Source organism: Lactobacillus acidophilus, assembly GCF_034298135.1.
GTDB classification, from domain to species: domain Bacteria; phylum Bacillota; class Bacilli; order Lactobacillales; family Lactobacillaceae; genus Lactobacillus; species Lactobacillus acidophilus.
This window is the reverse complement of the sequence record NZ_CP139575.1, coordinates 1,866,060-1,892,978: the sequence shown is the minus strand read 5'-3', so window position 1 is coordinate 1,892,978 and position 26,919 is coordinate 1,866,060. Positions and strand designations below refer to the sequence as shown.

The 26,919-nt window shown below is 34.8% G+C and carries 23 protein-coding genes, 2 tRNA genes and 1 other annotated feature; of the genes, 9 read left to right on the top strand and 16 right to left on the bottom strand.

The annotated features are described in order from the left end of the window. Positions 1 to 120 precede the first annotated feature (120 nt). The 3 genes from SO785_RS09135 to SO785_RS09125 all read left to right on the top strand — a co-directional run bounded on the left by SO785_RS09135 (position 121) and on the right by SO785_RS09125 (position 1,469). Positions 121 to 1,113, top strand: coding sequence for a GMP reductase (locus tag SO785_RS09135; protein WP_011254608.1), 993 nt, complete (start codon positions 121 to 123; stop codon positions 1,111 to 1,113). Between the two features lie 199 nt (positions 1,114 to 1,312). Continuing rightward, positions 1,313 to 1,386, top strand: a tRNA-Arg gene (locus tag SO785_RS09130). A gap of 9 nt (positions 1,387 to 1,395) precedes the next feature. Continuing rightward, positions 1,396 to 1,469: transfer RNA gene (locus tag SO785_RS09125), tRNA-Pro, on the top strand. A gap of 87 nt (positions 1,470 to 1,556) precedes the next feature. Here SO785_RS09125 and SO785_RS09120 read toward each other — a convergent pair. After that, on the bottom strand, positions 1,557 to 2,615 hold the full coding sequence (locus tag SO785_RS09120) for a DUF871 domain-containing protein (protein ID WP_003549580.1): 1,059 nt from the start codon (positions 2,613 to 2,615) through the stop codon (positions 1,557 to 1,559). 122 nt (positions 2,616 to 2,737) lie between these two features. Then, positions 2,738 to 2,982: a binding site (T-box leader), on the top strand. Positions 2,983 to 3,048: 66 nt separating this feature from the next. Here SO785_RS09120 and asnA point away from each other — a divergent pair. Beyond that, positions 3,049 to 4,059, top strand: a complete 1,011-nt coding sequence (gene asnA, locus SO785_RS09115; protein ID WP_003549578.1) for an aspartate--ammonia ligase — start codon at positions 3,049 to 3,051, stop codon at positions 4,057 to 4,059. A gap of 158 nt (positions 4,060 to 4,217) precedes the next feature. Here the strand turns inward: asnA and SO785_RS09110 are convergent, their stop codons facing one another. The 10 genes from SO785_RS09110 to SO785_RS09065 all read right to left on the bottom strand — a co-directional run bounded on the left by SO785_RS09110 (position 4,218) and on the right by SO785_RS09065 (position 13,067). Continuing rightward, a complete protein-coding gene (locus SO785_RS09110) occupies positions 4,218 to 4,871 on the bottom strand; it encodes a DsbA family oxidoreductase (protein WP_003549576.1) in 654 nt (217 codons plus the stop codon). Between the two features lie 22 nt (positions 4,872 to 4,893). After that, positions 4,894 to 5,826, bottom strand: a complete 933-nt coding sequence (trxB, locus tag SO785_RS09105) for a thioredoxin-disulfide reductase (RefSeq protein ID WP_011254609.1) — start codon at positions 5,824 to 5,826, stop codon at positions 4,894 to 4,896. 22 nt (positions 5,827 to 5,848) lie between these two features. Beyond that, the gene (locus SO785_RS09100; protein WP_003549574.1) at positions 5,849 to 6,502 is read right to left on the bottom strand and encodes an ArsR/SmtB family transcription factor; all 654 of its coding nucleotides are present in this window, start codon (positions 6,500 to 6,502) and stop codon (positions 5,849 to 5,851) included. After that, positions 6,495 to 6,638 carry a hypothetical protein gene (locus SO785_RS09095; RefSeq protein ID WP_003549573.1) on the bottom strand — a complete coding sequence of 48 codons (144 nt, stop codon included), beginning with the start codon at positions 6,636 to 6,638 and terminating at the stop codon, positions 6,495 to 6,497. The genes SO785_RS09100 and SO785_RS09095 overlap by 8 nt, the downstream gene beginning before the upstream one ends. Next, on the bottom strand, positions 6,631 to 6,942 hold the full coding sequence (locus tag SO785_RS09090; protein WP_003549572.1) for a thioredoxin family protein: 312 nt from the start codon (positions 6,940 to 6,942) through the stop codon (positions 6,631 to 6,633). The genes SO785_RS09095 and SO785_RS09090 overlap by 8 nt, the downstream gene beginning before the upstream one ends. Before the next feature lie 155 nt (positions 6,943 to 7,097). Then, entirely contained in the window at positions 7,098 to 8,489 is a 1,392-nt protein-coding gene (locus SO785_RS09085) for an APC family permease (protein ID WP_003549571.1), read from the bottom strand. Between the two features lie 13 nt (positions 8,490 to 8,502). Beyond that, a complete protein-coding gene (locus SO785_RS09080; RefSeq protein ID WP_011254611.1) occupies positions 8,503 to 9,231 on the bottom strand; it encodes a gamma-glutamyl-gamma-aminobutyrate hydrolase family protein in 729 nt (242 codons plus the stop codon). A gap of 218 nt (positions 9,232 to 9,449) precedes the next feature. Beyond that, positions 9,450 to 10,823 carry an amino acid permease gene (locus SO785_RS09075; RefSeq protein WP_003549564.1) on the bottom strand — a complete coding sequence of 458 codons (1,374 nt, stop codon included), beginning with the start codon at positions 10,821 to 10,823 and terminating at the stop codon, positions 9,450 to 9,452. 43 nt (positions 10,824 to 10,866) lie between these two features. Continuing rightward, entirely contained in the window at positions 10,867 to 12,165 is a 1,299-nt protein-coding gene (locus tag SO785_RS09070) for an amino acid permease (RefSeq protein ID WP_156652504.1), read from the bottom strand. 164 nt (positions 12,166 to 12,329) lie between these two features. Next, positions 12,330 to 13,067 (bottom strand): hypothetical protein, encoded by a 738-nt coding sequence (locus SO785_RS09065; protein WP_015613432.1) that lies wholly within the window; start codon positions 13,065 to 13,067, stop codon positions 12,330 to 12,332. 208 nt (positions 13,068 to 13,275) lie between these two features. On the opposite strand from SO785_RS09065, the gene SO785_RS09060 reads away from it, so the two are divergent. Continuing rightward, positions 13,276 to 15,000 carry an IS1182-like element ISLac1 family transposase gene (locus SO785_RS09060; RefSeq protein ID WP_003549560.1) on the top strand — a complete coding sequence of 575 codons (1,725 nt, stop codon included), beginning with the start codon at positions 13,276 to 13,278 and terminating at the stop codon, positions 14,998 to 15,000. Here the strand turns inward: SO785_RS09060 and lepB are convergent. The 4 genes from lepB to SO785_RS09040 form a co-directional block, all read right to left on the bottom strand. Further along, on the bottom strand, positions 14,962 to 15,594 hold the full coding sequence (lepB, locus tag SO785_RS09055; RefSeq protein WP_003549558.1) for a signal peptidase I: 633 nt from the start codon (positions 15,592 to 15,594) through the stop codon (positions 14,962 to 14,964). The genes SO785_RS09060 and lepB overlap by 39 nt on opposite strands. 118 nt (positions 15,595 to 15,712) lie before the next feature. Continuing rightward, complete coding sequence (locus tag SO785_RS09050) at positions 15,713 to 17,842, bottom strand: ATP-dependent Clp protease ATP-binding subunit (RefSeq protein ID WP_011254615.1); 2,130 nt, start codon at positions 17,840 to 17,842, stop codon at positions 15,713 to 15,715. A gap of 317 nt (positions 17,843 to 18,159) precedes the next feature. Beyond that, positions 18,160 to 19,071 (bottom strand): alpha/beta hydrolase, encoded by a 912-nt coding sequence (locus SO785_RS09045; RefSeq protein ID WP_003549553.1) that lies wholly within the window; start codon positions 19,069 to 19,071, stop codon positions 18,160 to 18,162. Next, positions 19,052 to 20,362 carry a PTS sugar transporter subunit IIC gene (locus tag SO785_RS09040; protein WP_003549552.1) on the bottom strand — a complete coding sequence of 437 codons (1,311 nt, stop codon included), beginning with the start codon at positions 20,360 to 20,362 and terminating at the stop codon, positions 19,052 to 19,054. Before SO785_RS09040 ends, SO785_RS09045 begins: the two co-directional genes overlap by 20 nt. 88 nt (positions 20,363 to 20,450) lie before the next feature. Between SO785_RS09040 and SO785_RS09035 the strand changes: the two genes are divergently transcribed. Genes SO785_RS09035 through SO785_RS09025 form a run of 3 tightly spaced genes read left to right on the top strand, consistent with a single transcriptional unit; the run spans position 20,451 to position 23,966 of the window. Next, positions 20,451 to 21,152, top strand: a complete 702-nt coding sequence (locus SO785_RS09035) for an ABC transporter ATP-binding protein (RefSeq protein WP_003549550.1) — start codon at positions 20,451 to 20,453, stop codon at positions 21,150 to 21,152. A gap of 9 nt (positions 21,153 to 21,161) precedes the next feature. Further along, the gene (locus tag SO785_RS09030) at positions 21,162 to 23,693 is read left to right on the top strand and encodes an ABC transporter permease (RefSeq protein ID WP_015613435.1); all 2,532 of its coding nucleotides are present in this window, start codon (positions 21,162 to 21,164) and stop codon (positions 23,691 to 23,693) included. Between the two features lie 36 nt (positions 23,694 to 23,729). Continuing rightward, the gene (locus SO785_RS09025) at positions 23,730 to 23,966 is read left to right on the top strand and encodes a hypothetical protein (protein WP_003549540.1); all 237 of its coding nucleotides are present in this window, start codon (positions 23,730 to 23,732) and stop codon (positions 23,964 to 23,966) included. Positions 23,967 to 24,009: 43 nt separating this feature from the next. Here the strand turns inward: SO785_RS09025 and SO785_RS09020 are convergent, their stop codons facing one another. Further along, a complete protein-coding gene (locus SO785_RS09020; protein WP_011254617.1) occupies positions 24,010 to 25,626 on the bottom strand; it encodes a putative polysaccharide biosynthesis protein in 1,617 nt (538 codons plus the stop codon). A 294-nt stretch (positions 25,627 to 25,920) separates the two neighbouring features. Between SO785_RS09020 and SO785_RS09015 the strand changes: the two genes are divergently transcribed. Continuing rightward, on the top strand, positions 25,921 to 26,892 hold the full coding sequence (locus SO785_RS09015; protein ID WP_011254618.1) for a GH25 family lysozyme: 972 nt from the start codon (positions 25,921 to 25,923) through the stop codon (positions 26,890 to 26,892). The last annotated feature ends 27 nt before the right edge of the window (positions 26,893 to 26,919 follow it).

Here is a 26,919-nt window from a genome sequence, read left to right as displayed (position 1 = left end):
AAAACCGAATTATTTTATTTTTAATTTATTTCATAGTTCGATTTTTATATTGACAAAAATACTTTTATCAAATATAGTAGTTCTCGTTTGGTAAGCAGAAAATAAAGGGAGCAAATCAAATTGAGTAATTATTTTAGTATGGAAGCCTTTGACTATGATGATATCCAACTTATTCCTAATAAAGGGATCATCAAAAGCCGACGTGACGCGGATACTAGTGTAAAGTTCGGAAACCGAACATTTAAAATACCAGTTGTCCCAGCTAATATGGAAAGCGTTATTGATGACAAATTAGCCGTATGGTTAGCAGAAAATGACTATTATTACGTCATGCACCGTTTTGAACCAGAAAAGCGTATTCCGTTTATTAAGATGATGCATGAAAAAGGATTATTTGCTTCTATTTCAGTTGGTATTAAAGACAGTGAATATGACTTTATTGATGAACTGGTCAAGCAAAATCTTAAGCCAGAATATATTACTATTGACGTTGCACATGGTCATTCTGTTTATGTAATCAAAATGATCAAGTATATTAAGGAAAAATTACCGAATTCTTTCCTTACTGCCGGTAACATTGCTACACCAGAAGCAGTGCGTGAATTAGAAAATGCTGGTGCCGATGCTACAAAAGTTGGTGTAGGTCCTGGTAAGGCATGTATTACTAAGCTTAAGACCGGTTTTGGTACCGGTGGCTGGCAACTAGCAGCGCTTCGTATGTGTAGTAAAGTTGCTTCAAAGCCCCTTATCGCAGATGGCGGTATTCGTCATAACGGTGATATTGCTAAATCTGTTCGTTTTGGCGCTTCAATGGTTATGATCGGCTCAATGCTTGCAGGGCACGAAGAATCTCCTGGTAACGTCATTAAGATTGATGGCAAAACCTTTAAACAATATTGGGGATCCGCTTCTGAAGTACAAAAAGGTGCTTACAAGAACGTTGAAGGTAAACAAATGCTTGTCCCATATCGCGGCTCAATTAAAGATACTTTACGTGAAATGCAAGAAGATTTGCAATCTGCTATTTCTTATGCCGGTGGACGTGAATTAAATTCAATTAAATTAGTAGACTACGTAATAGTTAAAGACAATATTTTTGATGGTGATAAGTAAATGACCAAAATATTGCATTAATCTTACTTTTCTATTAATTATTTAACAATAAGATAGTTTTATTCTTCTTTTTTCGATAGAATGGTATAGGTCTAGTTACTGTAGGGTAGTCAGTAACTGGGCTTTTTTTATCCATTTTTTCAAAAACAATTGGACAACCTCTATATTTATGTTATACTAATTGAGTTGATTGATAGACGCGCCCTTAGCGCAACTGGATAGAGTGTCTGACTACGAATCAGAAGGTTGAAGGTTCAAATCCTTCAGGGCGCATCTTTAAAACGGGAAATGGCTCAGTTTGGTAGAGCACCTGGTTTGGGACCAGGGGGTCGCAGGTTCGAATCCTGTTTTCCCGATAAATTTTATAGGAGCGATGAATGAATAATTCATCGCTTTTTGTTTTAACAAAAAAGATGGTATTTCCTTGGAAATACCATCTTTTATTATTCTTCTTTATTTACTTTTCTAAAGATTACTTGTGTATTTGAGCCAATGTAATCTAACAACGGCAAATCATAATCCTTCACTTGTGCTAAGACATTAATTTTTTCATTGCGTGGTAAATCGCGCTTAGTAATCTGAATTTCACCTTCATAACGTTGATATAAATTATTATCCATTGTCACGCTCCCCTTAGGACGTGCATAGACATTATCTTGTGGAAAAGTTGGCAAAAAGCGTTTTTCTCTGCTTTCCTTCAATCTTACGACATCCCTAGCCACATCAGGCCTATTATGCCATTTATTTTCTAATAATTCTGACACATCGGTATCAATATGAAGTGTGATCGCTTTTTCTTTTTCATAATTGGTAATTGATTCAATCGCATCCCTGGTAATTTGAGGATCTCCTACAAAAACATTATCACAGCCATATTTTCTCAATTCCAAAATTGCAGCTAATGGATTTTCGTATCTTTGCTTTTCCAACGTTGGCAACCCAGCAAACAATGGTCCACGCAATTTGCCATTTCCCGCAATAAATGCCGCAGTTTTTAAGTCATACTTGTGCAGCCATTCATTTCTTTCTTGCATCCAATGTGCTTCAAGACCTGTTTCAGGACGCGGATAAAAATTATGACCTGCCATCAACTTTTCAAAATTGGCATTACTATACTTTAAATTATCAATGTCTTCCTGGGTAATCGTGCTAGCATTTAACACTATTGGCATTTCTTTTGATAACTTAGCAATCATTTCCATTGAAAAGCCATCATCCACACGAATTCCTGTTAAATTTAAATTTTTAATCTGCTCAACACTATTAATGTTAATATCTAAATTTTGTAAAACTTTCTCTGATACATCAGCAATTATCTTTAAATCTAATTTTTGACACCAATTAGTTAAATTATTAAGTCGTTTTAAAATAATTTCCTTAGCTGTATCAGCAACTACAAGTTGTGTAAAAACATATGCAAATCCACTGTTTCGCATTGTTAATAAGTAATTGTAATCTTCAGACGTTAAATCGTGTCCAAGATAAACAGAAAATCCTAACATTCTTATCCTCTAAAATAATAAAAATTTTTATATTACTATAAATAAACCGCTTTCCTAAATATCATATCACATTTTTTTCTTGCTTTTTTGTTCAAAATAATGTTAAATACATATAAACAAATTAAAAAGCTATGAAAAAGACGAGTAAATAATCTAATTCTTTTCAGTGAATTAGTGCTAGTGTGAAACTAATAGACCCTGGATTATTGAAAAACACTTTTAGCAGCTCACCGAAATAATAATTCTTAAAGTAGGTTGAGACGTCTCCGGTACGTTACCACACCGGTGGAGCATGATGGTGCTCCATAAGAGGTCTATTATTAGACAAGTTGGGTGGTACCGCGGAAAAAAGCCTTTCGTCCCTATTTTTATTTAGGGAGCGAAGGGCTTTTTCTTTACTCTCACGAATATTCATTTAGAAAGAGGATTACTTATGAAACTTATTTTACCTAAAGATTACCATCCAACATTAACTGTTCGTGATACTGAAGCAGCTATTGTTTATATTCGTGAAACTTTCCAAGATAAGCTCGCTTCTATTCTTGGAGTACAAAGAATGTCTGCTCCAATGTTTGTTGAAAAAGCTAGTGGATTGAACGACAACTTAAACGGTGTTGAACGTCCTGTTGGCTTTGATATGAAGGCTATTCCTGATTCAGAAATTGAAGTTGTGCATTCTCTTGCCAAATGGAAAAGATTAGCACTTAAAAGATATGGTTTCGGCATGCACGAAGGTTTATACACCAACATGAATGCTATTCGCCGTGATGAAGATTTAGATAACTTCCACTCTATCTACGTTGATCAATGGGACTGGGAAAAGATTATCGCTAAAGAAGAACGGAATACAGATACACTTGAAGTTACTGTAATGAAAATCTTCAAAGCTATCAAAGCTACAGAAAAATTAGTTACAGCTCGTTATCCTGGTTCTACTTACCGTTTAGGTGATCACGTATCATTTATTACTACCCAAGAATTAGAAGATCGTTGGCCTGAGCTTTCACCAGAAGAACGTGAAAATAAAATTGCTAAAGAAGAAAAAGCCGTCTTCATTATGAAAATTGGTGATAAATTAAAGCGTAGTGGCAAGCCACATGATGGTCGTGCACCTGACTACGATGACTGGCAATTAAACGGTGATTTAATTTTCTGGTATGAACCACTTCAAAGTAAAATTGAAGTCTCATCAATGGGTATTCGTGTTAGTGAAGAAAGTTTACGTGAACAACTTAAGAAAGCTCATTGTGAAGATCGTGAAAAATTACCATTCCACAAGATGCTTTTAGAAGGTAAATTACCTTACACCATCGGGGGTGGTATCGGTCAATCACGTCTCTGCATGCTTTTACTCGGTAAGGCTCATATCGGTGAGGTACAAGCAAGTATTTGGCCAGAAGAAATGATTGAAAAGTGCGAATCTGACCACATTCATTTACTTTAATAATGGTACAAAAAATGCATCAGCGTAAGCTGATGCATTTTTACTTTTCATTTAGATAAGAACTAATATTATTACTATATCATCATGCTATTTATGATTAATTTATTTAAAAAATAATATTATTATAAGTAGCACAACAATACTGAGTAACAGTACTCTCACTTTTCTTCCTCTTCTTTTACTTTCCTTAATGCATTAACAAAAACTTCGTATGGTTGGGCTCCGCTAATACCATATTTATTATTAATAACAAAGAAGGGAGCAGCATGAATACCAGATTGTTCAGCTTCATACTCATCAGTAACGACTTCTCTTTGGTACTTACTTGAATTTAAAAGCTTTTTAACTTCATCCTCTTTCATTCCAACTTCAACTGCAGCCTTAGTTAAGACATCTAAATCAGCAATTGATTCTCCATCAGTAAAGTAAACTTTGTAAAGACGAGCAATTAACTTTTCAGTTAAATCACGATCGTACTTTGCTTCTACCAACTTAATCAATCTATGTGCATCCATAGTATTAGTTGGTACAACCTTATCTAAGTGAAATTCTAAACCTTCTCCCTTTGCCATTTCAGTTATATATGCCATTTGTTGTCTAGCACGATTTTCTAACTCTTTTTTTCCACCCGTAAAGTGATTTATATATTCGCCACTTTTAGCAGTTTTGGCTTCCATTGGATTTAATTGAAAAGCTTTTAATTCAAGCTTAGTATCATCATAAATACCCACTTCTTTCATGGCTTTCTTCATTCTTGTAGAACCGATGTAGCAAAATGGACAAGCAATATCAGACCAATATTTAATTTCCATGATTATCTCCTTGTTTACTTAACTAATTTTCAGTAAGTTTTTGAATGTATTCATAAGCGTTTTGACCGGCAATACCACCATCATTAACGGCAGTAATAATTTGACGTAATTTCTTTTTACGAACATCACCGATTGCAAAGATTCCTGGTACTTCAGTTTCCATTTGATCGTTAGTCAAAATCCAGCCATCTTTATCAGTAATATTTAAGTCTCTAAAAGGTTCACTATTTGGAATATTCCCAATGTAAATAAAAGCTCCGTTTGCATCTATAGTCTCGTCTTTTCCAGTTTTCTTGTTATGAACCTTTACACCAGTCATTTTATTTTCGTCACCAATGATTTCTTTTACTTCACTATCCCAAGTAAAGTCCATCTTTGGATTTTTAAAAGCACGTTTTTGTAAAACTTGTTCAGCACGTAATTGATCACGTCGATGAATGACATTTACATTATCAGTAACGTTAGCTAAATAAAGTCCCTCAGAAACAGCTGAGTCACCACCACCTACAACTACGACATTTTCATTCTTAAAGAAAGCACCATCACAAACTGCGCAGTAGGAAACACCTTTGCCCGAATATTCATCTTCACCGGGAACTCCTAATTTTCGATTAGACGAACCTGTACCAATAATTACAGCTTTCGTTTCAATGTCACTGTCTTCACTGCCTAATTTAACGATTCTTTTGTCGTCTTTAACTTCTATCCCTTGAACATCCCCATAAACAAAGTTAACACCTTGCTTAACAGTGTTTTGATACATCTTTTCTCCAAGCTCAGGTCCTAAAATCGATGGAAAACCTGGATAATTTTCTACCTCAGCAGTGTTGTTCATTTGTCCGCCATAAACGCCTCGATCAATCATTGCTACCGTTAAATTAGCTCTTGCTGCATATAACGCAGCCGCCATACCACCAGGCCCAGCTCCAATAATTGCTACATCATATTTTTTCATATCTATTCCCCTTATATTTTCATTAACCTTCAACAGCTTGTTGCCATTCCCAAACTGTATTGTTAAAAGTCTGTACGTTATATCCGGCCATCTTTAGCTTATTCCCAACAATATCCGAATATGGGCAAAGTCTTCCACGACAATAGATAACCATCTCTCGATCTCGAGGCAATTTATTCATTTCATCATCAATTTTATTGAATGGAATATTATGAGCTCCAGGAAGATGCCCCGTATCAAATTCATCTTTCGAACGTAAGTCGATAATATAGATATCTTCTTTTTTTATCTTATTTCTCAATTCTGGTATCGATAGACTAATCAAATTTGAATTATGCTTTTTTAAATCTTTTTGAAGCTGTTTTAACTCAGGAATATTTTCTTCACTGATATCAATTAAAAGCGTCAATAGCTGCTTAACTTTTTGGTCAGCAATTGCATAAAAAACAAAGTTCTTTTCTTTTTCTTCTTTAACCAGGTTAACTTTTTTCAAAAGTTGTAAATTTTTAGAAGTAGTTCCTATACTCAAGCCAACTGCTCTAGCTAATTCTTCTACAGATTTTTTACTTTGAACTAGATTATCTAAAATTTTTAAACGTGATACATTTCCCAACGTTTTTCCAATTTTAACTACCTGATCATACGCTTCATTACGAAATTCATTTACTTCACTCATGTTTTTCACCTTTATCTGCCTTAGACCAATCCAAAACGCATCCATCAGGTCCACAAATACCAGCACTTAAACTATCATCATTGTTAACATTAATTATGTGTAACTTGTTTTCTTTTTCTTGTTTCTTATTAGTCATTGTCTAAACTCCCGAAATAATAAGTAAAAACTGTTTCAATTTGTTTGCCATTTAAATATTTATTAAACTGATCTACCTTTTGACCATTTTTAATAAAAACGATACTTGGTACGGATAAAATTTCGTATTTTTTCACTAAATCTTTCTGATTACGTGCATCAATTGAATAAATTGGTATTTGCTGCTTCATATTCTTCTCTAGATCATGGATAACTTTCTTTTCGGTATAACAAAGAGAACATCCATCATTGTTAAAATATAAAACTGCATTATTTATTTTTAAATTACTTTCTAAAAGTTTCATATTTCCTCTTCAATCTATTCTACAGGTTCGTTGAATAGATTTAGTATATTATCTTACTTTTTGTAAGTCAACAACTTTGCACAAAAAAGTTTTTAATTTTTTATGCAACAAAAAAGAGGACTACATCCTCTTCAATACAACTATTTTTTCACTTTTTATTTACGTTCTCTTCTTGAAATCCAAGCCATAATTAATGGCAAAAGGACAAAACCAAAGATCATCATAGCAATTGCATACCAGTTAACGCCAACCACTTGACCTGCTGCGTTTGTTATACCGAATTGTGCTTGCCAGTTATATTCAATTAACAAGAAAACAACAATAATAATCGATAAGATTGGCACAACAACGTCAGTCCAGGCATTCTTGTCAGCCTTTAAAACTTCTTCTTTGGTCTTACCACGATAGAATTGAATAACCGCAATCGGTACAACGATAAAGCCCAAGAATCTAACCATCGCACTCAAAGTAATCAAGTTAACCATATTATATTCAAAAGCCATTGGAATTAAGATTGCCAATCCAACAGAAATAAAGAAAGTTCTAATTGGAAAGTTATTCTTAGTTCTCTTAGTAAGAGCCTTTGACATTTGACCTTCACGAGCCATTGCTTCCAAAATACGTGGTGCGTTAAAGCTAGAAGCTACGTTAATACCGAACATGGATACAAGTGCACCCACCAAGATAATGTCACGCAAGATTTCATTATTAAAAATAGCAGCAATTGCGACAACTTGTTTAGTCGTCATAAGGGCTTTAGGATTAAGCACCATTGCAACTGCAACAACACCGATATAAACTACTGCAATAATCAAAATAGCTAAAGGAATTGCGCGTGGCAAGTTCTTTTCTGGATTCTTCATATCATCTGAACCCGAAGCGACTGATTCGAAACCAGTAAATGCATAAAAGGCTGAAACAATAGCCATTACAAAAGTAGTGGTAGTTAAAGTGGGTACAATTTTTTGACCGTTTTGCGTGATTTGATCAACTTCGGCCAAATTGCTTGAAGCACCTGTGGTAATTAACAATATTACCCCGGCAATAATAATTAAAACTAAGGCTGCAAGCTTACCAATAGTGGCTAAGTTCATAACCCACTTTAATACGCGTTGACCAAATAAGTTAATAATTGTAATGATTGCCATCAAGATTAAGAAACCAACTGTTACATTTAATGCTTTATTTGGATCGCCACCAAAAATAGAAATTGTTGACTTAATAACTCCGACAGCCATAACACCCCATGCAACACTGGCTGAAAAGTAACGCAACACACCCATATAAAAACCAACTTTTTTGCCAAAGGCAGCTTTAGAGTAAGCGTATGCGGCACCTGACTTAGTCACATATTTTGATGCAGCAGCAAATGAAATTGCTAAAATAGCAGCAAAAATTGCAGCAATAAAATAAACAATCAAAGCTTTAGAACCAGCTTGTTGAACAACACTACCTGGTGTTAAGAAGATTCCGGAACCAATGATAGCGTTGATAGCCAGCAATACAATAGACCAAAAGCCTAACTTATCTCCTGTTTTCTCATTCATTATATTTCACTTCTTACTTTGCATTATCAATTACAAACTTAAATAAATTATTCATAAAAGCAACATCAGGATTGCGATGTAACATTTCTGGATGCCACTGAACGGCAATAACATTTCCCTTTTTGTTTTCTAAGCCTTCAACCACACCATCTGGGGCAGTGGCTGAAACCATAAGATCTGGAGCGACATCCTTAATTAATTGATGGTGAAATGAATTAACTCTGAATTCCGTTTCACCTAAAATTTCAGCCAATTTACTATCAGCATTTACTTTCATTCCATGAGTTGGCAAGCTAGGTGTATGACCTTGCATGTGCTTTAAAGTTAAGCCATCACGGTATGATAAATCTTGGTAAAGCGTTCCACCATGGGCAACATTAATGATTTGCGCACCACGACAGATTCCAAGTACAGGGATTCCATTTTCTTCTGCTAATTTAAGCAAACGCATATCAAAATGATCACGTTCAGGCCAAGTTGCACCAATCTTTTGCAGTGGTTCTTCGCCATAAAAACGTGGATCAACATCATGTCCGCCTGAAAGAATCAAGCCTTGAACATTATTAAGTTGTTCTCTAATTACTTTGTCATCTTCAGTAAATGGAATGATGTATGGTACACCACCATTTTGCACAACTGAATCAACATAATCTTCATTCACATAACTACGATGATACCCAGGAAATATGCCGCCATCATCAATAATTACTGAACCAGAAATACCAATAATAGGTTTATTCATACCGACTCCCTCACTTACTTTTAGTATGTGCTTAATATTATAAAGAAATTAGCCTTAAAAGTACAATACTAAATTTGAATTAAAACTATAACTATTATCTATTCTAACCCTTGTGGACAGCAATATTGCGGCAAAATATATTGTTTTATATTCTTGTGTATCCTTTGCTAAAAAAAGAACATCAAGATTATTTTTAACCTTGATGTCCACAACTATTTTTAATTTTCTTTACGATGCTTAATTACATAAACTATTGCTGCCACAATTAATACAAGTGCACCAACTGAAACAGAAATTTGCGTCTCTGGATTAATAAACATAAAAATTACAATCACTACCAACATAATTAAAGCAAAATAATTTGAATATGGATAAAGTGGCAACTTAAATGGGTGATCTTCCATTAAATCCGGATTCTTTCTTCTAAACCGTAACTCAGCAAGTAAAATTACAAACCAAGCAACCATTCCTGGTAAAACAGATGAACTATAAACAATTACGAAAATATTAGCTAATGATTTATTCAAAAATTGTGCCAAAACATTCAGCATAAAACCAATCAATATACCACTGGTGATTCCAATGATTGCATGACTTGGTACAATTCGCTTTGAAATATAACCAAAAGTCTTAGGTGCTTCACCTTCATGAGCCAATTTATAAAGCATTCTACTTGAAGAATAAATCCCTGAGTTAGCTCCTGATAATGCAGCTGTTAAAACTACGAAATTGATTACTGAAGCTGCTGCTGTAATACCTACTTTAGCAAAAGTAGTTACAAATGGTGAACCGATACTATCTAATTTGTTCCATGGATAAATTGTTACAATTACAAAAATTGCTCCAACATAGAAAATTAAAATTCTCCATAAGACAGACTTTACACTTTTAATAATTGCCTTATGTGGATCTGAAACTTCTCCCGCAGAAATACCGATTAACTCAATTCCTTCATATGATCCTACAATAATGGCCATTGAGAAGAAGAAACCTTTTATTCCGCCAGTAAAGAACCCACCATGACTCCATAAATTAGAAAAGCCTACCGGATGACCACCATTACCAAAACCAAAAAGAATAACTGCTAGCCCTAGCAAAATCATTAAGGTAATCGTAACTACCTTAATCATTGCAAACCAAAATTCTAGAGTTGCATATGCCTTTGCACTAGCCAAATTAGCAATTAACAAAAACAAAATAATGATGATGCCGGCAATCCAGTCAGAGGTACCTTTCCACCAAAAGCGTAAATATTCAGTTGTTGCTACAACTTCAGAAATTCCTACAACAATATATTGAAAAACATTTGCCCATTCAGCCAAATAGCCGGCAATTGGATGAACATGTTCAGAGGCATAATCTGCAAACGATCCGGTACCTGGATCAATGTAGAGCATCTCCCCTAAAGCTCGCATAACAATATACAGAATTACTCCAACAAAAATATAAGCTAACAATACAGAAGGGCCTGTCCATTTAATCGTTGAGCTGGCCCCCATGAATAAACCTACTCCGATTGCCCCACCAAGTGAGATCATTTCCATTTGTCCAGCAGTCATCGACCGCTTTAATTCAGGTGCTTTTTTCGCCATACACATCCCCCTTTAAGTATGAAAAAATTGCCTAGGAAATATTTTAATTATTAGTATTTTTAGACACAAAGTTATAACTAACTGTTAAGATCAAAACAAATACAATTGAAATAATCAAAGCTAATTTAGTTGATTCAATAAAAAATAGCAAAATTAAAATAGCAATATAAAAAACAATGGTTAACCAACTAGTTAACGGATAACCTGGCATTCTGAATTCACCAAGATTATTTTTATTATGTCTACGATAAACTATATGCGTAAACATAATCATAATCCAAACAATCACAAAACAAATTGTTGAAACGGTGGAAACTACAGCAAAAATTTCTGCCGGCATTACATAGTTCAAAATTACTACAACAAACAAAATCAATGACGATGTAATAAGAGCATTCATTGGGATTGCCTTTTTAGTAAGATTACCCAACTTTTTAGGAGCATGCCCGTTACGAGCAAGTGAATAAAGTGAGCGACTGGTAGAAAAAATAGCACTATTTGTAGCAGATAATGCTGCTGTTAAAACTACAAAATTAAGAATTCCAGCAGCTGCTGTAACGCCAATTCCTGTAAATACTTGAACAAATGGGCTTGAGGTAGTCTTAATTTGATTCCAAGGATAAACTGACATAATTGCCATCATTGAACCTACATAGAAAAGTCCGATTCTTACTGGTAAAGTATTTATTGCCTTAGGGATATCTTGATGTGGATTAGCTGTTTCACTAGCTGTTTGTCCCACAATTTCTACTCCAACAAAAGCAAAAACTACCATCTGAAATGATAATAAGAATCCCCAAACACCTGTAGGGAAAAAACCACCATAACTTACTAAATTAGTTAATGATACTGTTCCGCCTTTAACCGGTGTATGGAAAATAATCATTACGGCCCCTACTACAATCAAAGCAATAATCGCTATTACCTTGATCATTGAGAACCAACTTTCAAGTTCACCAAATAATCCTACATTAACCATGTTGATTAACATGAGCAATACAACGATTACAAGTGGACCCACCCATTGTGGTAACCAGGGAAACCAGTAACGTAAATAAATACCTGTTGCAGTTAGATCAGCCATAGCTAAACTAAGCCAACATGCCCAATAAGTCCAGCCTGCTACAAATTCAGCCCGCTTACCCAAATATTTTTTTATTGACTCTAAAAATGAATGGCTATCAGGATCAGCTAAAATAAGCTCACCCAATGCTCTCATCATGAAAAAAGTAATAATTCCCACAATTAAATAGGACAAAATAATTGAAGGGCCAGCACTATGAATGGCTGAACCTGAACCTAAAAATAAACCTGTTCCGATTGCACCCCCTATTGCAATCATTGTAACGTGACGGCTTTTCAATCCGCGTTTTAGTTTTGTATTCTCATTCACAGTTACTTCACACCTTCCTTATCGTAGAAAAAAAGAGCATCTGCAATGAAACAGACGCTCCATTAAAATTCTTTTTTGTTTTGAATTATAAAGCCTACTTACTTTTAACGCAATCACTTTTTATTTTTGATCCGATTATTCAAGTAAATTGTAAAGACTAAAATAACTATCGCTATCAAGGTAAAAATAATTGAACTTACGCTTGGCATACCGAACAATGGTAAACATATTGCAATCTCTATCGCCATTAAAATTGTAGTAATCCAGGCAAGTTTCCCGCGATAAAAATTAAACCAATTAATAATTGCATAAACAATATCTAAAATTGCCAAAAGCATAATGCTGTAGACCAAGATATATTGTCCCCATAATGGCAAAGACCATATTGCTTCTCCACTTACTTCTAACATCACAATCAAGATAACCGCAATAATTCCTACTTCGAAATTAAGAATTATACGCATAAATACCATTAATAAATCTAAAGTACTGTGATGAGCATCTAAATTAAAATAAATTAATCCTAAAATAGCAGGAGCAGAAAATAAAACAATCAAACCAGAAAAAATCACGCCATTTCCTTGAAAAATGCCCAAAGGAATACCAGCAATAGATTGAGCAATAGTTAAAATCATTGTTACTACTAATGCAGCGATCATAATTACTCGTGCCCATATTTTCTTATTTTCAAGCCAAAAAGTAACTGCAGCGACAAAATATAAAATGCCGTAAGTTGGAGCTAATATAGCTGATCTGCCTGGCCATTGCAATGTAAAAGTTAAAATCCCAGCTACTACAGCTAAAATCGTTAAAATTATTTTGACAATTAAATCCATTATTTTTCTATTCATAATTCTTATCTCTTCACCCGAATTGTATATTTTCATTATACTAAATATTGAATGACACGCAAAAAGTGTCTGGGAAATAACTAATCCTCGGATATGAAAAAAGAACGATGATCTCCTAATGGATTTCATCGTTCTTTTTCTATACTTTAAGTGCCTTCCTTGATATTATTGAATCACCACAAAACAAAAATGAAAGAAGGCAATCTTAATGTATCAAAATTATATCACAGGTCAAACTGCTTTAACACTTAATCTGGACTTTACTATTCCTAGCAATCATTTAGCTAATATCATCAGCCAGTTTGTGGATTCCATTCCTGAAGATGTCTTGCTAGGAAAAACTGCTAAAACAGGCCGCCCTGCTTATCATCCAGCCATGATGCTTAAAATTTTACTTTTCGCATATTCTAGAAGAGTATTTTCAGGCAGAAAAATTGAATTAATGCTGGAAGAAAATGTGCCTATGATGGTACTAGCAGACCATCAAAAGATTTCATACCATACTATCAATAACTTTAGATCTAGCAATCACGCCAATGAGTTGGTTAAGAAAAGCTTTCTTTATTTTACGAATCTTTTAGAAGCAGAAGGTCTAATCAATGAAGGTGCTGTCTTTATCGATGGTACTAAGATCGAAGCCGATGCCAATCGCTATACTTTCGTTTGGCGCAAAGCAGTTGAAAAGTTTCATAAAAAGCTAAAAGGCCAAGCAGTTGAGCTTTATGATGAACTGATCGCCAAGGAAGTAGTCAAAGCAATGGCTCAAGAGAAAGTCCGGACTAGTCAAGGCTTGGCAGAACTAGCACAAGAAACAGAAGCAGAAATTGAAAAGCTGACTAAAAAAATTGAACAAGAGCCCAGGGCTATTCCTGGTGGTTCACCTAGAAAAGCAAGAAGACGCAGGCTTAAAAAGCTGCTTCATAAACTGAGGAAAGACTATGTTCCTAGAATGAAGAAATACGAAGAAGCAGAAGAAATCTTTGCTGGCCGCAATAGTTATTCCAAGACCGACCACGATGCGACTTTCATGCATATGAAAGAAGATCATATGAAGAACGGTCAGCTTAAGCCAGGCTACAATATTCAAGCAGCTACTACAAATCAGTATGTAGTTGACTTTGCTTTATATCATAATCCTACTGATTTCAGAACTTTAGAACCATTTTTAAAGCAGATGTCCACGCTGGATAAGTTTGATAAGATTGTCGCCGATGCTGGTTATGGCAGCGAGGACAATTATTCTATGCTAGAAAAAGAACATCCAGACAAAAAATACTACATTCCCTACACCATGTATGAAAAGGAAAAGACCAGAAAATATCGTAGTGATCCAACTAGGCTGGCTAACTGGTTCTATGATGAAAAGGATGATTACTATCTAGATCAAAATGGAGTCCGATTCAATTTCAAATATTACAGCCGGCGCAAAGATCGCTCGACTGACCAGGTTCGTGATTTTAAGGTTTATGAAGCAGATGAGTTTCAACTGACGCCAGAATTAGAGCGTTTAGCTAAAACCAAGAGCGGCCGACAACGTCAAGTACGCTACAATCCCAACTGGCAGTATTTAAAAGAAAAAGCTAAAGAAGTTCTCCAAAGTCCTGAGGGCAGACACATCTATAGTATGAGAAAGTATGATGTGGAGCCAATTTTTGGACATTTGAAGAACATCTTTGGCATACGCCGAACTCATTTAAGAGGCAAAAAGAAGGTTGAAACGGATGTTGGAATAGCCTTCATAATGATGAATTTAAGCAAATATTGGAACAGAAGATGGTCTCGGGTCCAATCTTCTTTATGCAAAATAAAAAAGGCGGTCAAGCAACTCAAATCAAGAGTTGGATTGATCGTCTTTTGGTATCTGAGGATTAGTTATTTCCCAGACACTTTTAATTTAATAAATCTTAAATTCATTAAGTGGCCAATATCTTAGTTTTACCACACCTACAACATTCTTACGCTTAATCGTTCCAATATAACGACTATCTTTTGAAACACTTCTATGATCACCCATCACAAAATATGTTTCCTTAGGAATTCGATTATATTTATTAATATAATTCAATTGTGACTTAGTGTAATATTGCTGGAATTGGCGTGATCGAGCAAGAGATTTCATTGTAAAGTTTTGAGTAGCTGAATAGAATGTATCGCTACCAGCATCAATCATCTTTTTGCCTTGAGTCAACCATGGTTGAGACAATTTTTTGTTATTAATATAGATTTGATTGTTCTTGCTGACAATCTTTTCACCAGGCATACCAATAACTCGCTTAATGTATAAAGCTCCTGGTTCATCTGGTGCTTTAACAATGACTACTTCGCCACGTTTAATTTGTGCATGACGCACAGAAATTAAACGTTGACCATTCTCAAAACTAGGCTGCATTGATGGGCCAGATACAGTATCGTTACTCAATACAAAACGAAAGAGCAGGAAAAAGATTCCCATCAAAACGGCCCAAATAATCACAATATCAAGGACAAATCTGCCCCAAGATTCATTTTCTTCTTTTTGTTTAGACATAAAAAATTCTCCAATAAGCTTTTTATCCAGAATACAGCTAATTAGATAAAAAGAAAAGTTTCCAAAACATAAAAAAAGATATTCCCGAGGGAATATCTTTTTAATATTAACTAATTAATTAGTCTTCTTTTTTGCCTTCAGCTTTAGCTTCGTCTTCCTTAACTTTTTCTTCAACCTTTGGAGAAATGTCAAAGATTGCCTTGCCGTTCAAGTATAAGTGCTTGTCGTCAGCAGTGAATTCAATCTTCTTAGTGTCAGGTTCTCTTAAGATTAACTTAGCAGCTGGAGTTTCAAGGTTTTGTTCAACAACTCTTCTAAGTGGACGAGCACCGAACTTCTTGTCATAACCTTTTTCTGCCAAGAATTCTTTAGCTTCATCTGAAACTTCAACAGTTACACCCTTCTTAGCAAGTACATGTGACATCTTCTTCAAGTAAATGTTGATAATCTTACCCATGTCTTGTTCAGTAAGTGAGTTGAATGGTACGATTGCGTCCAAACGGTTTAAGAATTCAGGTCTGAAGTAGTTTTCAAGAGCTGAGATTAACTTGTCTTGATCAACTTTACCGTCTTCAAGCAACTTGTCTGAGAATCCAGCGTTTGAAGTCATAATTAAGATAGTATCCTTGAATGATACAGTTCTACCTTGTGCATCAGTCAAACGACCGTCATCCATAATTTGAAGAAGTGCGTTGAAAACTTGTGGGTTAGCCTTTTCAATTTCGTCAAACAAAATCAATGAGTATGGTTGGTGACGAACTTTTTCAGTTAATTGACCACCTTCACCATAGCCTACGTAACCTGGTGCAGAACCAATCAACTTGTTAACTGCCATTTCATCTTGGTATTCACTCATATCCAAACGGATTAAGTGTTCCTTGTTACCAAATAATTGAATAGCTAATTGCTTAGCAAGTTCAGTCTTACCAACACCTGTAGGACCAGTAAGTAAGAATGAACCAGTAGGACGATCGCTGTCTTTGAAGATTTGCTTACGAGCGATAGCGTCAGTAATTACGTCAATTGCTCTATCTTGGTCAATAACGTTCTTCTTTAATTTCTTAGCCAAGTCTAAGTTCTTTTGAGCTTCATCAGCGTGAAGTTCACTCATAGGAATCTTAGTCTTTTGTTCAATAATTTGGTAGATATCTTTTGCAGTTACTTCTGGAGTATTCTTGCTATCTACGCTCTTTAATTGTGATTCAAGGCTAGCAATCTTTTCTTTGATTTCAGCAGCCTTGTCATAGTCTTCTGCCTTAGCAGCTTCTGCCTTCTTAGCTTCAAGAGCACTAATTTGGTTCTTAAGACTCTTTTCATCAGTTGGTTGTACAAGCAAAGCCTTCTTAGCACCAGCTTCATCCATCAAATCGATAGCTTTATCTGGTAAGTAACGACCTTGAATGTATCTTTCTGATAATTCTACAGCTAATTTAAGACTGTCATCAGTGTATTTTACGTGGTGGTAGTCTTCGTATTTCTTCTTCAAGCCTTCCAAAATCTTGATAGCTACATCAGTTGAAGGTTCTGGAACTTGAACAGCTTGGAATCTACGTGAAAGAGCTGGGTCCTTTTCAATTCTTTGGAATTCACTTGTAGTAGTAGCACCGATTAACTTTAATTCACCGCTTGCAAGAGCTGGTTTCAAAATGTTAGCAGCGTCACCGTTGTTATTTTCAGAATCAGTAGAACCTGCACCAACAATGTTGTGTAATTCATCAATGAATAAAACAATGTTAGGGTCACTCTTAGCCTTGTCGATAACTTTCTTTAATCTTTCTTCAAAGCTACCACGAAGACTTGAGCCAGCAACCATATCATTAATGTTTACTGAAATGATGTGCATGTTAGCCATCTTAGCTGGAACATTACCAGCGGCAATTCTTTCAGCCAAACCTTCTACGATAGAAGTCTTACCAACACCAGCAGGTCCAATTAAAACAGGATTATTCTTCTTACGTCTTGATAAAATTTCAATTACGTTATCAATTTGTTCATCACGACCAATAACTGGGTCAAACTTGTTGTTCTTAGCTTCTTCAACTAAATCTACACCAATTGGCTTTTCATTTGGTTGTTGTGGATTTTGTTGAATAGTACGTGGTGAAGAACTCATGTTACTTGAGTAGTTCATAGGAATAGAACCAGAATTGCCGTTATTATCGCTTCTTCTGCTTCCAAAATCATCGTTAAAGAATGAGCTATTTAATTCGTTAAATAAATTGTCAAAATCATTATCAAAGTATGCCATATATAAACACTCCCAATCAATTTAAGTCTATTAGCACTCTAGTGCGTTGAGTGCTAATTCTTTACATTTATAAGTATAACATGTTATCCACAGATTGCAAGTATTATTTTGAACTTTTTCCACATTTTTATTCTTTATTGTGATTAAAAATATAAAATTGGCCTTAATCGCTTGATATTAAAGCGCTCGTAATGCTTCACAAAGTGAGATTTTTTATTCAAAAATATAAAAATTTTTTTCTTTTTAGCATCCTTTCTAGCTAATTTTCAAAAGTTATCCACAAGTGAAAAAGCGGTAAACTATAAATATATATCTTTCTATACACCTCTATTATTGTCTTTTTCTTTAGCTTGTCCAGCAGGAGATTGATTATTTTTAAATTTATTTGTCTCCAGCAAGTATTGCCTAATGATTTGAATAACCTGATCATTCTGTGGCAAGTCCGAATGATCAGCTTTTTTGCCCGTTACCGTCATTGCCGTATAGCTTTTAACTTGATTTTGAAAAATATATTTTCCGGCTGCTACACTGGCTTCGGGGACAATTCCATCAGATTCATAACTTTTACCACCAGATAATGAATATACAACTAAATTTTTAGGTAATTTATTTTTATCTTTAATAAGATCTTCAAGCATTTGCGTTTTATACCGCATATCATTTTCATCAAAATTATATGGTGTACCTAATGTCATTAATCGCTTCATCTTTATTTCACTAGAATATTCAGAATAATAATGCTCAAGCCAGTATGTCCAAATTAGCCCTCCATTTGAATGACCAAATGCCTTAAAATTATTAAATTTATAATTCTGACTTATTGCATAAAATGCTTCATCTAACCAAGCTGCTTGTTTTTTGATATTACTATAGCCATCTTTATTATTTTTAAAACCAATAATGATAAATGGCTCGTTATCATTCCTATCAACTGAGCCCGAGTATGTTAGATTTCCATCAGTCGACACATTAATTTTTAAAACACTGTGCTTATTCTGTGTATTTAAATTCAATTGGTTAACTAACTGATTAAATCTTTCTGTAGTTGCACTAGAACCAGGTACCATAATTACAGGAGACAATACAGACTTTTGCCTTTGTGCCCTTGCCCTATTGTCTTCTTTCATCCAGTTATAGCCCGGTATTGATAGAGCTATTACTAGTAATAAAATAATTGCTAACCATTTTACATTAGGATTTTTTAGCAAGCTAATTATTCTTTTGCTCATACACCTTCAGCTCCTTCTCAATTTTTTGACTCAATAACGATATAGGAATAAACATAACAATATCAAGAATAAATAAAATAATCGAAAAAATTAAATTTACCCAATTCCCATTAGAACCAAAAAATGATACTAAAATACCAGGTGTTCCTTTTAATACAGGATATACGCATGGAGATATTATATGGAAACAAATCGCAATTGCTGCCAAAGATACATTAACTACTGGGATAATCAAAAATGGTAAAAATAAAATCGGATTTAAAATGACTGGCATCCCTACCGCAAAGCCCCAATTAGAATTAAACATTACCGGAAGCAAATTAGCCTTAGCAATATTATCGTCTTCTTTAGATTTATTATTAGTTATCAACACAATTACAATTAATGCTAAAAATATACTAGCTCCACCCATCGTAGCGTACGGATAGACTAATGAGCTACCTAAGAATTTATGCGGTACATTCCATGCTTCTCCATGTTTCAAAGCAAAATTCAAGTTAGCTGTTGCTGCCGGTGTAGTGACAGAGTTAGATAAAGCTGTTAAAGGATAGCCAATTCCTAACCAACTAAGCAGCATCACAACTACTAATAATGGAATAATTTCAAAAACATTATTTGAGCCTTGAACTTGTGCTACCAAAGACTTAAAAGTGCCAGAACTCAAAATTTTTATTTGTAGTTCATATATAATTACACCCAAAATCATGCCACAGAAAACTGATACACTTGTTGGCAAAAGTGCATTCCACGCTCTTTGTCGGATGCGACTAGTGTGTTCATAACTAATTATTTCATGATCCTTGCCTAGCCAATGAAAAATTTGTCCCACACCATATCCAATTAATAATGACAGAAGTAGCGTATTAACTTTTAACAAGCTTGATGAAAATGGCGAGCGATCTATCCCATTATTTCCTATGTTATTGGCATAAGCACAAAACATAATTACAATCACTGCAGCCATTCCTGCCAAAGTTGAATCCTTATGATATAAACGTGCAGTATAACGTGCAGCAAAATAAGCGGCGTATAGACCAAATAACCCAAAAGTCACTCGTGTAAAACCGCCACTGATAAATGCACCTGCATACCAAATATGATCGGGTATTGTTTCATCGAAATTAAAAATATTGTAAATAAAACTATCCGGTGAAAATACTACATCCTGCATCATCTTGAAGTATGCACCAATAATTGCAATTGGCATCAACATAACAAGTGTCCTTTGAAACACTCTAAATACTGATAACCTTCTTATTTTCAACAATAAACTTGCTAATTTATCTACCATAGTCTTTTCCTTTATATGTTAATCACAATTATGATTTAATATGGTTAAGTTAAAGTAATTATACAATTATGCTAGAAAGTTGATAATCATGGCTTATATAGAAATTAAAAATAATACCAAAACTTATCAATCGGGCAATACGACTATCTATGCTAATAAAGATATCTCTTTTTCTGTAAATAAAGGCGAGTTAGTCATCATTCTTGGCTCATCGGGTGCTGGGAAGTCTACTTTGCTTAACATCCTTGGAGGAATGGAACCTAATACCAGCGGAGACGTAATCGTAGCTGGTCAAAATATCGCAGGTTATAACGCCAAACAACTAACTACCTATCGTAGAAATGATATTGGTTTTGTCTTCCAGTTTTACAACTTAATTCCTAATCTAACTGCTAAAGAGAATGTGGAACTGGCTGCTCAAATTGTACCGAACGCAATGAGTGGTGACGAAGCTCTTAAACAAGTTGATTTAGCAAATCGTGCTAATAATTTTCCAGCTCAATTATCCGGTGGTGAACAGCAACGAGTAGCAATTGCCCGAGCCATTGCTAAAAAACCTGCTTTGCTTTTATGTGACGAGCCAACAGGGGCATTAGATTATCAAACTGGTAAAAGAATTTTGAAGATTTTACAAAACATGAGTCGGAAAAATGGTTCTACAGTTTTAATCGTTACCCATAACGCTGCTATCGCACCAATTGCTGATAAAGTTATTCGTATTCATGATGGTAGTGTTAAAGATATTAAAATTAATAAAAAGCCTGCTGATATAAGTACAATTGAATGGTAGGTGAGTAAAATGCACAAAAACATTTTATGGAAAGACGCTTTTCAAGCCATAACGCATTCACTTGGCCGTTATATTGCCATTATTTTACTGATGGGGCTGGGTACATTTGCTTTTGTAGGTTTAAAAATGACTGGTCCTGATATGCGAGCAACTGGTAATGATTTTTTTACTAAGCATAATCTTGCTGATGTCACAGTTACTTCCAACTACGGCATTAATTCAACAGATCGAATGACCATTCGGAATTTACCTGAAGTTAAACAAGCAAGCTTTGGCTATTTTCAAGATGTAAAAACTAAGCAAACTAAAGATACGTTACGTGTATTTTCTCAATCAAACAATATTTCAAGTTATGAATTGATTAAAGGTCACTTACCCAATAATAAAAATGAGATTGCATTATCTTATTTGCTTAAAAGGAAATATCATTTAGATCAAAAAATCACTTTTGAAAAGCCTGGTATTCTAAAAAATAGAACCTATAAAATCGTAGGCTTTGTTAAGTCGAGCGAATTCTTAGATAAAAATCAAATTGGTCAAACTAATATTGGTAATGGTCATTTAACAAGCATTGCAGTTACTACCCATAACGCTTTTGCGTCTCCTGTTTACCAAGTTTCACGTGTAACTTTTAAAAATACGGATAATTTAAGTCCCTTTAGCGTAACTTATCGTAATTACGTTTATCGAGATCAAAAGAAATTACAAGATGCGTTAAATCAAAATCGTGCTGATAAGTATCAAAAATACGTGCAGCTTTATCAAAATCAATATCGTAAACAAGCTGCTGAAAAAATGATGAAGCGGGGCATTCCAATCAGCCCAGGTGATATTAAAGTTCCAAAAAGCAAAATAAAAATTGCTTATCCAAGTTACACAATCAGTAGCCGTGAAGAAAGTCAGGGCTACTCATCTTATCGTGCCGATTCAGAACGCGTGGAAGTATTAGCTAATGTCTTCCCTGTCTTCTTATTCGCGGTCGCTGCTTTAGTCAGCTTAACTACCATGATGCGTTTTGTAGAAGAAGAACGTACCAATATCGGTACCTTAAAAGCTTTAGGCTATGGCAATGGTGCTATTGCAATCAAGTTTTTACTTTACAGTACTTCAGCTGCTGTTATCGGAGTCGCAATTGGTGCTAGTTTAGGGTATACATTCTTACCTAACTTAATTATCAAAGCATATTTAGCTAATTCTACTTTAGGAACAGGCTATCAGCTAAATTTTGCGTGGAAGCCTCTCCTCATTTCACTAACAGTTGCATTAATTTCAACTACAGTCGTTTCAATGTTTACGCTTCATGAAACTTTAAAGGAAAAGCCTTCTGCATTACTTTTACCTAAACCACCTAAAAATGGCTCAAGGATTCTTCTTGAGCGCATTCCTTGGTTATGGAAGCATATGAATTTTTCAGCAAAAGTTACAGCTCGTAATATTTTTCGTTATAAGAGCAGAATGCTAATGACGATTTTGGGTGTAGCTGGTTGTACCGGACTGCTAGTTATGGGATTTGGTATTCGTGATTCACTTCAAGGCATTGGTAACATTCAATATTCAACCATTCAAAAAAATGATGTGATCGCTCTAAAAAGTTCCAATGTTACTAAAAATGATCAGCAAAAATTAAACAATCTTTTTAAAGAAAAAGATATTAAAACTACAACTGCTGTTCAATATCAGCAATTGAAAAAACATATTAATTCAACTGGTTCAACCGAAAATATTATGTTGATCGCACCAAAATCCACTAAAGACTTCCGCAAGTCGATCAACCTAAGAGAACGTCAAAGCAAGAAAAAATTAGCTTTACCTAACGATGGAGTAGTAATTTCCGAAAAATTAGCTAATATTTTACATGCTAAAAAAGGTTCCACAATTTCGTTAACAAACAATCATGGCAAAACCTATCGCTTCAAGGTTAGCGGAATTTGTGAAATGTACTTAGGTCATTATATTTTCATGAATCAAAAAGAATATCAAAGGACTGTGGGCAATTATCACGTAAACGCGTATTTAGTTACTGCACGTAAGCGAAACTTAATCAATAAAGTTAGTCGCCAATTAGTTCAAACTGCAGCAATTGAAACGGTTATTTCTAACTCATCAAATAGAAATCTTTTAGGTAGTTTTACTGGCAGTCTAAATGAAGTTATCTTTATTTTGATTTTAATTTCAGGGATGCTTGCCATAGTTGTCATCTACAATTTAACCAACATCAATGTCGCTGAACGAATTCGCGAAATTTCTACAATTAAAGTGTTAGGCTTCTACAATAATGAAACTACTATGTATATTTATCGTGAAACGATCATTTTATCCGGTATTGGAATTATTGTGGGCTTTGGCTTTGGTTGGTGGTTGCATCACTTCATTATTACTAGTCTGCCACCAGATATTGCGATGTTTGATCCGAATATGTATCCACTAAACTTCGTATTCTCTGCGCTAATTCCTGCCCTTATTACTGCAGTTTTAGCAATTGTCGTACACCATAAAATTAAGAGCATTAATATGTTAGATGCTTTGTCATCAATCGATTAATGCTATAATGTCCCCATAGAAAAGGTGGAGTAAAAAATGGCAAGAAAACACTTTGAAATGAACAGCGATGTTCGTAAATTAATTGACAAATACAGTGAGATTCACGACGTTGACTTTAGCGAATTAGTTAACAAGGCTTTAAAATTCTACCTTGTTAACCAAATGAGTCACAAAGATGTCCAAGAAGCTTTAAGAGAAGCAGATATTGAAGCATCTAAGTACGTTGACGAGGCTATGCGTTCAAGTATGGGCGATATTAACCGTAATTTTTAGTAGAACCCAAATAGGCATTACCAACTTAGGTAATGCCTATTTTCTATTCAAAATGTTTATAACGATAATAGCGGTAACCGATCTTTTTGCCAAAAATTGTCTCGCTAGTCCCCATTACATTAGCAAGTAAGATATAAATTCCTAGGAATACTAAACCGAAGATTGCTAAATAGATGAAGCTTCCCATTCTTCCTAAACTATTGAAATGATATCCAATTAAAAGTTGGTAAATAAATAATAAGATAATGTAGATTTCATTTACTACAACAATCGGCAGCAAGCTATGCAAGTTAACATCATATGTTTTATCAAGCTTATGATAACTAAGCACGATTACAAGTAAGAAGGCAATATCAGTTGAAAGAATTGCACCATCTGCACTCATAAACATCGTCATAGGAACCTGTAATACAATCTTGACAATAATTCCCCAAATCATATAACCAACAGCCAATTTGTTCATATTAAGTGCTAGAAGCAAAGTTAATGAGTTCATCACAAGGCCGGCTAATAGACTTTGTACAATGTTTTCCACCAAATAATAAGCACCCAAACTATCATGAGAAAATAGTACTGTATAAATTGGCGAAGAAGCAAATGCTGCAAGTGACACTAACGGAAGTAATACAAAAAGAAGAAGGCGATAGTTCTCTAAAAGCAGCTTTTTAATGCTTCCTTGATTATCCTTGGACTTATACTTAAGACCAGCTAAAAGTGGCAAACTAGTCTCAGAAACTGCTGTAGCAAGAGAAATTATTACTGTGGTGATCTTACTTGGATTAGCTGAAAATATGGTATACAAATAGCTCACATATTGGCTACTCATATGGTTAAAACTAATCAAAATCTGCTTGAATAAAAGTTGATCAACTAATTGCGTAACAGTAATGAATGAACCAAGTAAAACAAATGGTATTGATGCATACCAAAGATTAAGCAAGCTTCGATAAACATTGTTTAAAGCCCGTGGTTTACTTTTTTCAATTAACCCCTTATAGTATCCCCACTTCTTGCGCATATACGCAAAAAGATACAAATAACTGGCAATAGCACCCACACATGCACCGAATACACTAAAATAAACTGCTGTCACATAATTATGATGAAAAACTTCGATCACTAATAAAGTAGATAAAAGAATAAATAGAATGCGCGCAAATTGTTCCCATAATTGGGAAATGCCGTATGGCTTCATATCGTTGTTCCCCTGAAACCATCCTCTTACCATACTCATTGATGGCAAAATAATTACAGCTGGAACCAATACGCGGATAGAAATAGTAGCACTAGCTACTGAATCTACTGGACTATTCTTAGCAATTATAGGAGCAGTAGCGTATAACAAAATACCACATGCTAATCCCATTACAAGCATGATAATTAAGCCTAATTTTGTAATATATAGGCTGTCTTTATATCTATTCTGAGAATTTAATTGTGATACTTCCCGGGCAATAACTGAAGGTAAGCCCGCAGTACCAATAGATAAGAAAAGCGCATATGGCGTATAAGATGAATTGAATAACGCCTGCGCATTTAGCTGATTATGGTAGCTGCCAAGCATGATAAGCCATGGAATTAAATAAACAACTCCTAGAATTCTAGAGACGATACTACCAAATGATAGCCAAAATGAACCGGACAGGATTTTTTTATTCAAAAGAAAAGCCTCAAATCTACGTTAGTTTCTCATTTACATCTTTATTAATTATACGTGGATTTCTAGATTTGTGTGAATAAAGTGGATAAACGAGCTACTTTTTTAAGAAAATTTAGCTATTTCATGCTTAGTAATGATACAAATTGGTTACATTATTTACCAAAATATTACCTCTAGTTTAATTTTCCGTTAGGACTCTTGACCCGCTTACCTATTATTATTATGCTTAAAAATGTTACATAAATATCTAGAGAATAAAATAATTTGTTTACGAAATTTATCGGGGGAATTACGTTGTCACTCAAAAAGAGATTTATTACAAAATTAGCGTTTGTTACTATGCTTTCAGTTGCAGGTGTTAGTGCTGCAACTGCTGTTCAACCACATACTAATACTGTTCACGCTTCAACTACTTCAGTTGCTGCTCGTTCACTTGGCGTTGACGTTGCCAGTTACCAAAATGCGGACTTATCTCCACATGCTAGTTCAGGTGCTAAATTTGCGATTGTCAAAGTGAGTGAAGGTACTAATTATAGAAACCCTAAAGCTAGCGGTCAAGTTGCCAGTGCACGTTCTCAAAACATGATGCCAATGGGTTACCACTTTGCTACTTTCAGTGCAAACAGTGCTTTAGCTAGAAGTGAAGCAAATTTTGCTGTTGCGTCAGCTAAGGCCGTTGGTCTGGCACCAGGTTCATATCTTGCTTGTGACTATGAATCAGGCGATGGTAACAACATTAACATGGGTAAGAATCCTACTGCTAACGCAATTATTGCTTTCATGAGTCAAGTTAAGGCAGCTGGCTACAAGCCGCTTTTATACGCTAGTTCATCTGTATTAAGAAATAACATTAATACTAATGCAGTCGTTGCTAAATTCCCTAACAGCTTGTGGGTAGCTTCATATGCTGTTTCAGGTCGTATTGATAATCCAAACTTTAGCTACTTCCCATCAATGAAGGGCGTTTCAATTTGGCAATTTACTGATAACTGGCGTGGACTCAACGTAGATGGTAACATCAATGTTTTACCACTTAGCACTTCAAATAGCGCTGTTTCTCAAGCTCCCAAAAAGAGCAGTGCAAAAGCACGTGTATTGAAGCACGCAGCTCACGTTTACGACAAGCATGGTAAGCGTAAGAAGAATCGTAAGACTTTGAAGAAGAATACTACAGTTACTACACACGGTAAAAAGAAAACCATTAATGGTAAGAAGTACTACCGTATCGGTAAGAATGCATACATCAAGGCAGCTAACCTCTACTAATAATAAAAACTATGAAAAAGCATCAGG